Annotated in this window: 14 protein-coding genes; 4 read left to right on the forward strand and 10 right to left on the reverse strand. The window is 73.3% G+C overall.

All coding sequences use genetic code 11. The annotated features are described in order from the left end of the window. Nucleotides 1–42 precede the first annotated feature (42 nt). Nucleotides 43–702, reverse strand: a complete 660-nt coding sequence (locus DRB96_RS41280; protein ID WP_308313410.1) for a response regulator transcription factor — start codon at nt 700–702, stop codon at nt 43–45. A 759-nt stretch (nt 703–1461) separates the two neighbouring features. Here DRB96_RS41280 and DRB96_RS41285 point away from each other — a divergent pair. Continuing rightward, nucleotides 1462–2598: a hypothetical protein gene (locus tag DRB96_RS41285; RefSeq protein ID WP_112452954.1), complete on the forward strand. Its 1137-nt coding sequence runs from the start codon at nt 1462–1464 to the stop codon at nt 2596–2598. Nucleotides 2599–2628: 30 nt separating this feature from the next. Beyond that, nucleotides 2629–3732, forward strand: a complete 1104-nt coding sequence (locus DRB96_RS41290; protein ID WP_112452955.1) for a phosphotransferase family protein — start codon at nt 2629–2631, stop codon at nt 3730–3732. Nucleotides 3733–3737: 5 nt separating this feature from the next. Here DRB96_RS41290 and DRB96_RS41295 read toward each other — a convergent pair whose 3' ends face one another. From DRB96_RS41295 to DRB96_RS41325, 8 genes are all read right to left on the reverse strand, one after another. Further along, nucleotides 3738–4184 (reverse strand): hypothetical protein, encoded by a 447-nt coding sequence (locus DRB96_RS41295; protein WP_112452956.1) that lies wholly within the window; start codon nt 4182–4184, stop codon nt 3738–3740. A 69-nt stretch (nt 4185–4253) separates the two neighbouring features. Then, nucleotides 4254–5045 carry a cytochrome c biogenesis protein CcdA gene (locus DRB96_RS41300; RefSeq protein ID WP_112454435.1) on the reverse strand — a complete coding sequence of 264 codons (792 nt, stop codon included), beginning with the start codon at nt 5043–5045 and terminating at the stop codon, nt 4254–4256. 14 nt (nt 5046–5059) lie between these two features. Beyond that, nucleotides 5060–5701: a TlpA disulfide reductase family protein gene (locus DRB96_RS41305; RefSeq protein WP_239516666.1), complete on the reverse strand. Its 642-nt coding sequence runs from the start codon at nt 5699–5701 to the stop codon at nt 5060–5062. Next, nucleotides 5698–6465 carry a thioredoxin family protein gene (locus tag DRB96_RS41310; RefSeq protein WP_162689159.1) on the reverse strand — a complete coding sequence of 256 codons (768 nt, stop codon included), beginning with the start codon at nt 6463–6465 and terminating at the stop codon, nt 5698–5700. Before DRB96_RS41310 ends, DRB96_RS41305 begins: the two co-directional genes overlap by 4 nt. Before the next feature lie 320 nt (nt 6466–6785). After that, entirely contained in the window at nt 6786–7082 is a 297-nt protein-coding gene (locus tag DRB96_RS43550; protein WP_162689160.1) for a hypothetical protein, read from the reverse strand. Between the two features lie 14 nt (nt 7083–7096). Continuing rightward, the gene (locus tag DRB96_RS41315; RefSeq protein ID WP_112454439.1) at nt 7097–9157 is read right to left on the reverse strand and encodes a SpoIIE family protein phosphatase; all 2061 of its coding nucleotides are present in this window, start codon (nt 9155–9157) and stop codon (nt 7097–7099) included. 642 nt (nt 9158–9799) lie between these two features. Beyond that, nucleotides 9800–10732 carry a sugar phosphate isomerase/epimerase gene (locus tag DRB96_RS41320; protein ID WP_239517840.1) on the reverse strand — a complete coding sequence of 311 codons (933 nt, stop codon included), beginning with the start codon at nt 10730–10732 and terminating at the stop codon, nt 9800–9802. 36 nt (nt 10733–10768) lie between these two features. Beyond that, the gene (locus DRB96_RS41325) at nt 10769–11707 is read right to left on the reverse strand and encodes a Ppx/GppA phosphatase family protein (RefSeq protein WP_112452958.1); all 939 of its coding nucleotides are present in this window, start codon (nt 11705–11707) and stop codon (nt 10769–10771) included. Between the two features lie 63 nt (nt 11708–11770). Between DRB96_RS41325 and DRB96_RS41330 the strand changes: the two genes are divergently transcribed. Together DRB96_RS41330 and DRB96_RS41335 are read left to right on the forward strand one after the other, a co-directional pair. Then, nucleotides 11771–12613: a hypothetical protein gene (locus tag DRB96_RS41330; RefSeq protein WP_112452959.1), complete on the forward strand. Its 843-nt coding sequence runs from the start codon at nt 11771–11773 to the stop codon at nt 12611–12613. A 223-nt stretch (nt 12614–12836) separates the two neighbouring features. After that, on the forward strand, nt 12837–13220 hold the full coding sequence (locus DRB96_RS41335) for a nitroreductase/quinone reductase family protein (RefSeq protein ID WP_239517841.1): 384 nt from the start codon (nt 12837–12839) through the stop codon (nt 13218–13220). Between the two features lie 31 nt (nt 13221–13251). Here the strand turns inward: DRB96_RS41335 and DRB96_RS41340 are convergent, their stop codons facing one another. Then, nucleotides 13252–13728 (reverse strand): macro domain-containing protein, encoded by a 477-nt coding sequence (locus tag DRB96_RS41340; RefSeq protein WP_112452961.1) that lies wholly within the window; start codon nt 13726–13728, stop codon nt 13252–13254. Between the last annotated feature and the right edge of the window lie 241 nt (nt 13729–13969).

Here is a 13969-nt window from a genome sequence, read left to right on the forward strand (position 1 = left end):
GGTCTGTCCGAATCCGGCCTTACCTGACAGGGTGTCAGTTGATCAAGATCTTAGGTAGGTGAGGACGGCCAGCACGCGCCGGTGATCCCCGTCACTCGGTGACAGGCCCAGCTTCATGAAGATGTTGCTGACGTGCTTCTCCACCGCTCCGTCGCTCACCACCAGCTGTTTGGCCACGGCGGAATTGGTCCGCCCCTCGGCCATCAGCCCGAGCACCTCGCGCTCGCGCGGGGTCAGCCCGGCCAGCACGTCCTGCTTGCGGCTGCGGCCGAGCAGCTGTGCCACGACCTCGGGGTCCAGAGCGGTGCCGCCCCGGGCCACGCGCACGACGGCGTCCAGGAACTCCCGGACATCGGCGACCCGGTCCTTCAGCAGATACCCCACCCCGGTGCTGGAACCGGCCAGCAGTTCGGTGGCGTACTGCTCCTCCACGTACTGCGACAGCACGAGCACGCCTATGCCGGGGTGGTCGCGCCGCAGCCGCACGGCGGCCCGCACCCCTTCGTCGGTGTGCGTCGGCGGCATCCGCACATCGGCCACCACCACGTCCGGCAGCGCGTTCTCCGCCGCCAGCTCCGCCACCGTCTTGATCAGGGCTTCCGCGTCCCCGACGCCCGCCACGACGTCATGCCCCCGGTCGGTCAGCAACCGGGTCAGGCCCTCGCGCAGCAGCACTGAATCCTCGGCGATGACCACCCGCACCCTGTCTTCCACGTCTTCGTAGCTCCCCGTGTCCACTTGTCCCCGTTTCCCTGACTCAGCCAAGCATCCCAGCCTCAGGCCCGGATCAATGCGGAGTGGGATCAACGTGTAGGGGTGGGGGCGGTGTTTTCGGGGTCGGAAGGGCCCGCTCCGCCGCGCGGGGCCGAAAGACAGGGCTTTCGCCCCCGAGGCCGGGGGCCGAACGGCGCGCCGGGGAACCCGCCGAACGGACCCGCGGCGCGGGCGGGCGCGGCGGGTCCGGGGTGCCGGCGGGGTCACGGTGGAGTGCTGGCGGGGTGCCGGCGGGGTGCTGCGTCGGCGGGGTCCCGGCGGTGCGTCGGCGGGGTCCGGCGGGGGTGCTGGGTCGGTGGGGTCCGGGGGGGCCGTGGGCGGGGTCCGGGGGCCGGTTCGGGGGCTGTTGCGGCTGGGGTGACGGCTGGAAGGCCTCGCTGGGCGCGGCGAGGAAGGAGCCCTGCGGCTTGTGGAACCGGGCGGCGGCGAGGAGGTCCCGCTCGGCCAGTCGGCCCCCGACGGAGTCGGCGGCAGGCGTGGGCGGCCGGACGAGGTAGGTCCGGGCGAAGTGGCGCATGTGGCGCAGGAAGGCCCTAGTCTCGTGGGCTCGGAGATGTGTATAAGGGCCAGCGCACGATGTGTCGCCCTGACAGTCCGTGCCACAACCCTGGCCCCCACCCGGCTGTCTGACGTACCGTCAATTCCGCCCGAGGTGCCGTCCCGCGCACCCGTCCCCGGAGGTTCGCCATGCCCGCCGACCGGCCCGTATCGCTCGACGAATACCCCATCCACCAGGCCCCCCTGTCGATGAAGCACCTCGTCACCGGCGACCGCAACGCCTACGACCGCTGCATCTTCCACGTCTTCGACCACGCCGGGCGCGCCGTCCTCATCCTCGGCCTCGGCGTCTACCCCAACGCCGGCGTGATCGACGCCTACGCCACCCTGCGCATCGGCGACGAGCTCCTCGCCGTCCGCGCCTCCGACGCCCTGTCCGACGACCGGATGGACCTCTCCGTCGGCCCGCTCCGCATCACCGTCGACGAACCCCTCGAGCGGCTCACCCTCACCTGCGCCGCCGACCCCGCCGACCCCGACGGGCTCTCGTACGACATCACCTGGACCGCCGAGTTCCCCGCCGTGTGGGAACCGCACCACACCCAGCGCCGCGGCGACCGCCTCATCCTCGAAGGCCGCCGCTTCGTCCAGGCGGGCAACGTCACCGGCACCATCCGCGCCAAGGGCGAGGAGTTCGTCCTCGACGCCGCCGAGTGGACCGGAACCCGCGACCGCAGCTGGGGCGTGCGCCCGATCCCCGGCGAGGAGGGCGGCCGCACCGCCGAGGAGCACCGGCCCGAGGGCTTCCACTGGCTCTGGATCCCCGTCCGGTTCGAGGACCGGTTCCTGATGGTCATCGCCCAGGAGGACGCCGACGGCCTGCGCAACCTCAGCGAAGCCGTCCAGGTCTTCCCCGAGGGCAGCGGCCGTCCGGACGTCCAACTCGGCTGGCCGCACACCGACATCCGCTACCGTCCCGGCAGCCGCCACCCCGAGAGCGCCGTGGTCCACCTCACCGACCCGGCCGGGCGCAAGCCCCTCGAACTCGGCGTGGAGATCCTGAACTCCTCCCCGCTCGCCGTCGGAGCCGGCTATCCGCCCGCCTCCGACTGGCAGCACGGCACCTGGCAGGGCCGCGGCTGGACCGACCGCCGCGCCTACGACCTGTCCGACCCCGCCGCCCACCCCATGGCCGCCTTCGGGGTCACCGACCACTCCGCCCGCTTCACCCTCGACGGCCGCACCGGCTTCGGCATCTTCGAGCACGGCAGCTTCGGCCGCCACGACCCGAGCGGCTTCACCGACTACGGATCCGTGGCCCAGTAGGAAACAGCCAAGCCAGAGAAGGGGTATCCCATGGCAGGACCGGCACCACGCCCCCGCACCTCCACCCGCGAACCAGAGGAGCTCGGCCGGCGCCTCGCCGCCTGGCTGGACGCCGAACTACCCGGCGCGAAGGTCATCAACGTCTCGGTGCCCGGCTCCAACGGAATGTCCAGCGAGACCCTGCTCTTCGACATAGAGCACCCCGACGCCCCGATCCGCGCCTGTGCGCTGCGCCTCGCCGCCGATCCGGCCGCCTACACCGTCTTCCCCTCCTACGACATGCCCCGCCAGCACCGCGTGATGAGCCTGGTCGCCGCCCACACCGACCTGCCCGTCCCCCGCGTGCAGTGGCTGGAAGAGGACCCCGGACCGCTCGGAGCCCCGTTCTTCGTCATGGCCCGCGCCGAAGGCCGCGTACCGCCCGACGTGATGCCCTACACCTACGAGGGCAACTGGCTGCACGCCGCGACCGACGCCGAACGCGCGGTGCTCCAGGAAGAGAGCATCGCCCTGCTCGCCCGCCTGCACGACCAGTTCCCCCCGGAGGAGGCGCAGTTCCTCCTGACGGACGGCGACGGCAGCCCGCTGCGCCGCCACGTCGAGGCCCAACGCGCCTACTACCACTGGGTGGTGGCCGGCAAGTCCCGGTCCCCGCTGCTGGAACGGGCCTTCGACCGCCTCGAGGAGATCTGGCCGGCCGACGAGGGCGGCCCGGCCGTCCTCAACTGGGGCGACGCGCGCATCGGCAACGTCATCTACGCGGCGGACGGCTTCGATCCCGTCGCCGTGCTCGACTGGGAGATGGCGGCCTGCGCCCCGCGCGAGGTCGACCTCGGCTGGACCGTCTACCTCCACCGCTTCTTCCAGGACCTCACCGTCGGATTCGGCCAGGCCGGCCTGCCGGACTTCCTGCGCCGCGAGGACATAGAGCGCCGGTACGCGGAGCTCACCGGGCACACCCCCCGCGACATGGAGTTCCACACCCTCTACGCCGCACTGCGGCACGGGATCGTGATGCTGCGCATCGCCTACCGGCAGGCGCACTTCGGCGAGGTGGAGGTCCCGGCGGATCCGGACAGCCTGATCCTGCACCACGCCAGCCTGGCCGCCATGGTGCAGGGGACGTACTGGTAGTCCGCTCAGGCCGCCTGCGCGTGCTGCCGCATCTGCGGCAGCACCGCGGGGGCGGGAGTCCGTACCGGACGCGAACCGGGGCCGCCGACGTGCGAGAACGGCTGCGTCCGCCAGTCCAGCCCCTGGGGCAGCGCCAAGTGCACGACGGGCTCCAGCTCCTGGGCCTCGTCGGAGGCGAAACCGAGGGTGGGCAGCGCGTCGGAGGCGGGCCGACCCGTGCCCGCGCACACCGTGAGCCCGAAGGGGTTCCACGGGGTCAGGCAGAGGGCGTGCTGCGGCAGGAACTCCTCGTCCGCGACGAGGGCGATCGACTGGCCGCAGTCCGGGCAGGTCGCGTGGTGGATCTCGAACCCCTCGGCGTATCCGAGGTATTCGTCGTCGTCGGCGTAGTCGCCCTCGACGGCTTCCAGGGGCTCCGGTTCGATGCGACCGGCGCGCTTGGTGTTCAGCATGGATGTACTCCCCCGTGGGGCTGTCGCTTTTTGGAGGGGAGGCGGGGGGCGCACCCCTCGGTCACAGCTCTAGACGGCGGTGTTGAACTCCGCGCTCCACAACTGGATCCGGTACACCAGGTCGTTCCACACGCCGGTGGCCAGCAGGACGCCGACGAGGACGAGCATCCCGCCGCCGATCCGCAGGACCCACCGGTAGTGCCGTTTGACCAGGCCGAAGGCGCCCAGGGCCCGACGGAAGGCCAGCGCGGCGAGGACGAACGGCAGGCCCAGCCCGAGGCAGTAGGCCGCCATCAGCAGGGCTCCGCGGGCCGCGCTCGCCTCGCTCCAGGCGAGCGCCTGTACGGCGGCCAGCGTCGGGCCGATGCACGGGGTCCAGCCGACCGCGAACACCGCCCCCAGCAAGGGCGCGCCCGCCAGACCGAGCACGGGCCGCCGGTGGCTGCGGAACTCCCGCTGAGTGAAGCCCGGCAGGAATCCCATGAAGGACAGCCCCATCAGCACGGTGAAGACGCCGAGCACCTGGGTGACCACCTCCTGGTGGGCCAGCAGGGTGCGGCCGAAGTACCCGAACAGGGCGCCGCCGGAGACCAGGACGGCCGTGAAGCCCAGGACGAACAGCACCGCGCCGGCCGCCATGCGGCTGCGCTGCCGCCCGCCGCGGGCGTCCGCCAGGTCGGAGACCGACAGGCTGGTCACGTAGCTGAGGTAGCCCGGCACGAGCGGCAGTACGCACGGCGAGAGGAAGGAGACGAGTCCCGCGAAGAACGCCACGGGGGCGGCGACGGCCAGGGTCCCGTGGAGGAGCGAGGGGCCTGTGCCGGCGGCGGCGAACGGCACCGTGCCGGCGAGCGCCGTCATGCCGGTGAGCGCCGTCACGCCGCCTCCTCCGCGACGCGGGCGAGCAGGGGCCCCAGTTCCTCGTCGGTGACCGCGCCCCCGATGCTGACGGCGATCCGGCCGCGGCGGTCGATCACCAGGGTCGAGGGGATGGCCTGCGGGTTGAGGATCGCGGGCGGGAAGCGGAGCAGGAGCTCGCCCGCGGGATCGTGGAGGCTGGGGAATCCCAGGCCGTGCGCGCGTACGAAGGACTGCGCCGCCGCACGCTCCCGGTCGCGGGTGTTGATCCCGAGGAACCGGACGCCCTGGGCCCGGGTCTGCCCGCTGAGCCGCTCGAGGTCGTCGGCCTCGGCCCGGCAGGGCCCGCACCAGGACCCCCAGACGTTGAGGACGACGACCTGGCCCCGGAACTGGTCGAGGCTGACCGGGTTTCCGTCCAGGTCGGCGCCCGCCAGCGCGGGCGCGGCCGGCCGGGCGCCGGGGTCCACCACCGCGGCGGCGGACATGGCCCTGACCGCGGCGCCGGCCGGGCCGGGCGGCGCCCCGCCGTCGCCGCTGCCGCTGCCGCTGCCGCCGCCGTCGGATGCGGCGCCCGCAGCGGCGTAGAGGCAGCCGGCGACCGCCACCGCGAGTCCGACGCCGGCCAGGGCCGTGGGTCGCGGAACCGGTCGTCTCATGACGCCCACTGGCGGAGGAAGGAGTTGATGCCGTCCGAGGTCAAGGCGGGATTGCCGGTGACATGGGTGTCGGTGCGCACCGTGCCGGACGGCGAGACGACGACCAGGACGGGCATCTTGTAAGTGCCGCCCGACGGGCTGTACTTGCGCAGGAGCGCGGAGTTGGCGGAGCTGTTGCCGCCGATGTCGACCTTGACCAGGTGGTACGAGGCCCCGAGGATCGATGCCGTCGGCGACTGGGCGAACACCTTGTCGGCCGCCTTGCAGTTGCCGCACCAGTTGGCGCCGAAGTCGAGCAGCACCATCCGCCCGTCGGCCTTGGCCGTGCGCAGCGCCGCGTCGATCAGCTTCTGCGCGTCGGCCCCGCTGTCGTAGCCGGGCCCGGGTACCGCGGCTGCCGGGGCGGGCGCGGTGGACGTACGGGACGGCTTGGGGGCGGGCGTGGCGGCCTTGGCGCGCGAGGGGGTCGGCGAGGCGCCGGCCGAGGCACTGGCGGACGGCGACGCCGTGGGCGTGACGGAAGCGGTCGGGGACGCCTCGGCGGACGCGGACTCCGTTCCGGCCGGGAGGCTCTGCGACGGCTGTCCGGCCGTGGTCGGCGCGGCGGCGCCGGTGGGCTGGGCCGCCGGGCCGCACGCGGCGGTCAGCCCGGCGGCGACGACGACCGCGGCCACCAGGGGCAGCCGCACGCTCAGGGGCGTGGCGGAGCGGGGGCTCGTCGTGCGGCGGGCGGCACGGACGGGTCGGAGTATGCGAGAAGTCATGGCGAAGACACCCCAAGGCACGGTTCGGACTACGGGAAGGGCGGAGCGCCTTCCGGATCGGTGAAGCCGAGGGCGCGACGGGTCGACGGGTCGCCGGAGCAGTCGTGCCCGGGCGCCGAAGGCCGCTCGGCTGACGCGAGCATAGGACCGCTGGAGGCCGCCGGAACCGTGTGGACGCGATCTTGAGGTTCCCCTAAGGAACAGCTCATCTTCCGCTTCACGAGCTCGGGCGATGAGCGCACGCAAGGGGGTGAAAACGGCGAAAGGGATCAGTGGGCCGAGGGGAATCCAGAAGGCCGGAAGGCCGGAAGGCCGGAAGGTCAGAAGGACGTCTCGCGCACGCTGGCCTTCGCCGAAGGGGTGATGGTCGCCGTGACGACAGAGCGGTGGTCCGCGCTGGTGAACGTGACGGTCAGGGTGTCGTCGGCGGTCTGTGCGGTACTGGTCTTGTATCCCTGGCCGGGCACCGCGGAGATCAGGCACACTCCGCGGCTGCCGTAGCGGACGGTGACCTTGCCGCCCTGCGAGGGGACGGTGTGCAGGCCGGCTCCGCCCTCGTCGCAGTCGACGGCCGACTTGGGCGCTGTCGGCCGGGGGGTTCCCGACGAGGCCTTCACGGGGGCTCCCGGGCCTACCCGGAGGGGTCTGGTGGCGCCGGCGCCGGTGCCGGGGCGGCCGGGATGGTGAACTCGCACCACACGCACTTCCCGCCGCCCCGCGGCCCGACGCCCCAGTCGTCCGCCAGCCGGTCCACCAGCATCAGGCCGCGCCCCGAGACCTCCCAGTCGTCCGCCGCGCGCCGCCGCGGCAGGGCGCTGCTGGTGTCCTCGACCTCGATCCGGATCCGGCCGTCCGCGGTCAGCCGCATGCTGACGTGGCCGACCCCGTCCGTGTGCACCAGCGCGTTGGTCATGAGCTCGTCCGCCGCCAGCTCGATCCCGTCGGACTGGTCCCGCGCGCCCCACGCCGCGACCGCCGCCCGGATCAGGTGGCGGGCCATCGCGGGGGCGTCCGGGGCGCCGGGGGTCAGGGTGTGGCTCAGCGGGCCGCTGCCGCGCGGGGCCGGGGTGCCCCGGCGGCGCAGCACGAGCAGGGCCATGTCGTCCCCGCCGCCCGAGTCGCCGAGCAGCCCGCACAGGACGTCGGCGAGTTCCTCGACGTCGGCCGGGCCGTCCCGGACCGCCTCCATCAACTCCCGCATCCCGGTGTCGGAGTCGCCGCCGGGCCGTTCGGTCAGGCCGTCCGTGCAGAGCAGCAGGGTGTCCCCGGGGTGCAGTTCGAGGCTGGTGACGGGGTATCCCGTGCCCTCGGAGCCGGAGCCGGGGCCGTACCCGAACGCCGCACCGGGCCCGGCCGGGTCCCGCGCCGGGAGGCCCAGCGGCAGCCCGCCCGCCACCTGGATCCGGTGGCAGCTGCCGTCGCCGCGCCGCACCACCGGATCGAGGTGCCCGGCGCGGACCAGCCGGGCCATGCCGGTGGTGAGGTCGATGTCGGCGTACGTGCACGTGGCGAAGCGTTCCGTCTCCAGTTCGCGCAGGAAGGCCGAGGCCCGCGCCATCGCGACGCCCGGGGTGTGCCCCTCGGCCACGTACGCGCGGAGCGCGATGCGCAGCTGGCCCATGACGGCGGCGGCGTCCGTGTCGTGCCCCTCCACGTCTCCGATCATCACGCCGACCCGCCCCTCGCCGAGCGGGAGCACGTCGTACCAGTCGCCGCCGATGTCCCGTCCCATCCGGGCGGCCCGGTACCGCACCGCGATCCGCGCCCCCGCCACCTCCGGGATCCGGCGCGGCAGCATGGCCCGCTGGAGCCCCTCGGCGAGGTCGTGCTCCTGCTCGAAGAGGATGGCGCGCTGCAGGCTCTGCGCGATGCCGCTGCCGAGCGCCATCAGCACGTTGCGCTCCTCGGCCGTGAAGTCCCCGTCCCGCGTGTAGAGCAGTCCGAGCGCACCGATGGGTCGCCCGTGGGCGATCAGCGGCAGGTAGACCCCGCTGCGCACGGAGAGCGGCTCGATGTACGGCCACAGCACCGGGTAGCGCTGCTGGAACTCCTCGCGGGAGCCGAGGTAGACCGGCCGCAGCGTCCGTACGGCCTCGCTCATGGGCAGTGCCGCGTCGATCCGCGTGTATTCGGTCTCCGGCACGTACGAGCCGAGCCGGCCCTCCGCGACCAGGTGGATGCGGCCGCCCTCGACGACGCCGAGCATGATGCTGACCGCGCCGAGGTGACCGAGGGCCTCCGGGTCCTTGAGGGTGTCGGTGACGTCGTTGACGGTGCGGGCGTGCGCGAGGATCGCCGTGGTCCGCTCGACCACCCCGGTCAGCCGCCGACGGCCCTCGTCCATCTCGCCGGCGGCTCCCGGTTCGCCGGGGTCGTGGGCGGCGTCGCGGATGATCCCGATGATCCGGTACGGGCGGTCGTGCGGGTCCCGCAGGATGTGGCCCTGGATGTGCGTCCAGCCCGGGGAGCCGTCCCGGTCGCGGCTGCGGACGTAGGCCCCGTAGTGGCCGCGGCCGGATTTCAGCGCCTGCGCGACCCGTGCGTCGAGCCGGGCCTCCTCGCCGGGCGCGAGGCGGGGCCGCAGCCCGGCGGGGGTGCCGGTGAACTCCTCGGGGCGCAGGCCCAGGACCTCGAGAGCGGTGGCGTCCAGATGCATCTGCCCGCTGTCGAGGTTCCAGTCGAAGGTGCCCATGTGGTTGAGCGCGAGGCTCGTGTCCGTCCGGGCGGGCCACTCGACCTGGGGGGTCAGTCCCCACTCGGCCACACCTTCAGGGTGCCACTCTTCGGCCCCCGGCGCCGGGCCGGGCGGGCGGTCGTCCCCCGCGATCTCCCCTTCCGCAGGTGCCGCAGGGCCGGCCCTCTCCCCACGTCGATACAAAAAGGGCCCAAAGTCCCGGCCTGTCGCGACTTTCACCTAATAGACGACTTGTACGATTTCGCGAAGATCGATCCGTTCATGATCATCTTTAGCGGTGTCAGGAGTCCCCCGAGAGGGGGTCGTTGACGCCCATGGCTGTGTGGGGTGTGGCTTGTCGCAGGCGCCGAAGACGACCGGAGAACCGGGCGAGGGAGCGGAGGGGGGAGCACGGGCGGACGACCGACCGATATCCCCCGGGCGCACACCGCCCCGTCCCGACACCCCCGGCACCCCCGCTGCCACCGGTCGCGGCAGGCCGGTTGTACGGCCGTACCGGGACCCCCTGGCCCTGGGCCCGCCCTTCCGCGTCGCGGATCCGGCCGCCGGGCCCCCCGCCCGCCCGGGGACCCCCCGGACCTGGGCCACCATTGCTGGGAAGGCCCCGCGTGGGCGGGGGCCCGGTGCCCGAGGGGCGCGTCAGCCGCGGGTTCCGGTCGGGGGCGGGCGTCGGGTCGAGGCAGACGCCCGGCACCGCGCCGGCGAGGGCCGGCCGGGTGCCTGGGCCCAGCCAGCCGGAAAGGCAGGACTGCTTCGCGCGCGTAGCGTGCGGCCGGAAGGCCCAGGCAGAAAACCGCGATGATCGACCGGATGGGCGACCGCCTCGCGCTCGGCGGAGGACATCGCGCGGCGGGTGTTGACCTCGATGACGACGTGTCCGTCGAAGGCCGTGGTGGCGAGCCGCTCCAGCAGTTCGGCGCAGGGCTGGCTGCCGCGGCCGGGCACCAGGTGCTCATCCTTCGCGGAGCCGTTTCCGTCGGCGAGGTGGACGTGCGCGAGGCGGTCGCCCATCCGGTCGATCATCGCGGTCGCGTCGGTGCGGGCGGTCGCGGTGTGGGAGAGGTCGACCGTGAAGTGGCGGTAGTCGTCCTTGGTGACGTCCCACTCGGGCGCGTAGGCGAGCATCTCGCGGTCCCGGTAGCGCCAGGGATACATGTTCTCGACGGCGAACTTGACGTCGGTCTCGTCCGCCATCCGCCAGATGCCGGTGACGAAGTCCCGGGAGTACTGGCGCTGCCAGCGGAACGGGGGGTGCACGACGACCGTGGACGCCCCGAGCTTCTCCGCCGCCGCCTGGGCGCGCTGGAGCTTGGTCCAGGGATCGGTGGACCAGACGCGCTGCGTGATGAGGAGGCAGGGGGCGTGGACGGCCAGGATCGGGACCCCGTGGTGGTCGGAGAGCCGGCGCAGGGCATCGACGTCCTGGCTCACCGGGTCCGTCCAGACCATGACCTCCACGCCGTCGTAGCCGAGGCGCGCGGCGATCTCGAAGGCGGTCGCCGTCGACTCCGGATAGACGGAGGCGGTGGAGAGGGCGACTTTCGCGGTCGGGATCCGGACTGGTTTTGCCACGGGGACAGGGTATCGGGGGCGCGCCCCCCGCATCCCTCAGACCCCGGGCGCCGGGAGGTGGTCCAGGCGGCGCAGGATGACGCCCTCGCGCAGGGCCCACGGGCAGATCTCCAGGGACTCCACGCCCAGCAGGTCCATCGCGCCCTCCGCGACCATCGCGCCCGCCAGGAGCTGCGAGGAGCGCCCCTCGGAGACCCCGGGGAGCGCCGAGCGCTGGTCGGTGGTCATCGCCGCCAGGCGCGGCACCCACTCCTCCAGGGACTTGCGGGTCAGGTCGCGCTGGACGTACAGGCCGTCCCCGGACCGGGCCGCGCCCGCGATGCGGGCCAGCTGCTTGAACGTCTTCGACGTCGCCACCACCCGGTCCGGGGTCCCGAAGCGGCGGAACTCGCCGACGGTCCGCGCGATCTGGGCCCGCACGTGGCGCCGCAGGGCCCGGATCGCGTCCGGTCCCGGCGGGTCGCCCGGCAGCCAGCCCGCCGTCAGCCGGCCGGCGCCCAGCGGGAGGGAGACGGCCGCGTCCGGCTCCTCGTCGATGCCGTACGCGATCTCCAGCGAGCCGCCGCCGATGTCGAGGACCAGGAGCTTGCCCGCCGACCAGCCGAACCAGCGGCGCGCGGCGAGGAAGGTCAGGCGGGCCTCGTCGCCGCCGCTCAGCACGGGGAGGTCGATGCCGGTCTCCACCTTGACCCGGCTCAGGACCTCGTCGGCGTTCGTGGCCTCCCGTACCGCGCTCGTCGCGAAGGGCAGGAGGTCTTCGCAGCCCTTGTCCTCGGCGGCCTGCACGGCACCCCCGATGACGGAAACCAACCGCTCCACGCCCTCCGGCGTCACCGCGCCGTACTCGTCGAGCAGCTCCGCCAGCCTCAGCTCCACCTTGTGCGAGTGCGCCGGGATCGGGCGCGCGCCGGGGTGCGCGTCCACCACCAGCAGATGGATCGTGTTCGAACCCACGTCAAGGACACCGAGTCTCATGGGGGGAGACGCTACTGGGCCGAAGGCGTAGGGATGGAGTAAGGGGCCCTTACGCTTGAGTTTGTGCCAAATACGAAGAAGGCCAACAAGTCCAAGACGAAGCCCGCGAAGCCCCCGAAGGGCGCCCTGACGAAGAAGGGCCTCGTCGCCGACGAGAAGGGGCTCGACTTTCCGCGGGCCTGGGTGGAGTTCCCCGACCCCGCCGACGAGGAGCAGGTGTTCCGCTGCGACCTCACCTGGCTGACCTCCCGCTGGACCTGCATCTTCGGCAGCGGCTGCCAGGGCATCCAGCCCGGCCGGGCGGACGACGGCTGCTGCACGCTCGGCGCGCACTTCTCCGACGAGGACGACGAGAAGCGGGTCGCGGAGCACGTGGCGCGCCTCACGCCGGAGCTGTGGCAGTTCCACGACGTCGGCAGCGAGACCGGGTGGACGCAGTTCGACGACGACGGGGAGAAGCAGACCCGCCGCTGGGACGGCGCCTGCATCTTCCTGAACCGGCCCGGCTTCCCGGCGGGCGCGGGCTGCTCGCTGCACATCCTGGCGGTGAAGGGCGGCCAGGAGCCGCTGGAGACCAAGCCGGACGTGTGCTGGCAGCTGCCGATCCGGCGGACCTACGACTGGATCGACCGGCCCGACGACACGCGCGTGCTGCAGGTGTCGATCGGGGAGTACGACCGGCGCGGCTGGGGTCCGGGCGGTCACGACCTGCACTGGTGGTGCACGTCGGCGACGTCCGCGCACGGAGCCGGCGACCCGGTGTACGTGTCGTACCGGCCCGAGCTGACGGAGCTGATGGGCAAGGAGGCGTACGAGGCGCTCGTCCTGCTCTGCGAGGCGCGGCTCGCCTCGCTGCTCCCGATGGCCCCGCACCCGGCGGACCCGGACCCGGTCCCGCCGGCGTAGGCGGGGCAGGTGGGGCGCCCGGCCGGCCTACGTCGGCCCGCGTCGGCTCACGTCGGCCTACGTCGGCTCACGTCGGGCTCGGCGTCGGGTCCGGACCCGGGCCCGGTGAGGCGGGGCCGTCCGACGGGCCCGGGGTCGGCTGCTGGGTCGGAGTGGGCGTCGGGGTCGGCGTGGAGGTGGGCGTTCAGCGGGGTGCGCACGGCCCGGCCTGCCCCTGGCGCACGTGCGCGCCTACGTCGACACCTCCGGCGCCGACGGGCACCTGTGGCGCGGTGTCCCCACGCTGCTGCTGACCACCGTGGACCGGATCTCCGGCCGGGCCGTGCGCACCCCGCTGATCTACGGGAGGGACGGCGCGCGCCACATCGTGCTGGCCACGGCCGCGGAGGGCCCCGGGGGCCTCCCCGCCTGGTACCGCGACCTCTGCGCCCGCCCCGAGGTCCGCGTCCAGGTCGGCGCCCTGACCGCGCAGGCCCGCGCGCGGACGGCGACCGCGGAGGAGCGGGAGATGTACTGGGAGGTCATGACCGCCCTGTGGCCCGCCTACGAGGACCACCAGGCGGCGGCCGCGCCCCGCGAGATCCCGCTGGTGATCATCGAGCGCTGACGCCCGCGGGCGGGCCCGCCCGCCCGCGCCCTCAGTCGAAGTCGTACACCGTGACGGCCACGCCCTTCGCGCACAGCTGCTCCAGTACCAGCGGCTCGACGCGTGACCACTTGCCGCCCGCGAGGCCGCAGCCGATGCGGGGCATGTGCACCGAGGCCCCCAGCTCCGTGGCGTGGCCGGCCAGTGCGGCGAGGCAGCGCTCGAGCGCCTCGTAGCGGATGGGCGGGCCGCCGCTGCCGGTGCGGATGCCGTGCTGGCCCACCATGTTCGCGACCCAGGTGTCCGGGCGGACCCGCACGAGCTGCACGGCGCCGAGGCCGAAGTCGTTCCCGGACCGGCCCCGGTGCCAGGCCCGGAACTCGGCCTCCGGCTCGCTCCAGCGCTTGGAGAGCGCGAGGACGAAGCCCTTCCCCCAGCCCCCGAGGTCGTTGCAGACGTGCGCGATGATCTTCGGACCCTTGGCCTGCGGACTGCTCGCGTCCCCGCTGATGATCTTCGGTTCCCCCATGCCCGCAAGGTACCCGGACCCGCTGACAACGCCGGAAGGCACGCGTTGCGAGGGGCCTTCGACCCCACCCTCCAGGGCTTAGGTCCACAGTCCGTCCGGCTGTGGGTTTATACGTTTTTAACCGTGTTACAACTGGAACATCGCGCTTCAAATAGCGCAATTCCCCACGCTGTTGCCCAGCCCACACAAGCGCTGCCTGCCCTGGCAACACACCCCGTTTCCGCTGGAGGAAGCACGTGAG

Source organism: Streptomyces sp. ICC1 (assembly GCF_003287935.1).
Taxonomy (GTDB): domain Bacteria; phylum Actinomycetota; class Actinomycetes; order Streptomycetales; family Streptomycetaceae; genus Streptomyces; species Streptomyces tritrimontium.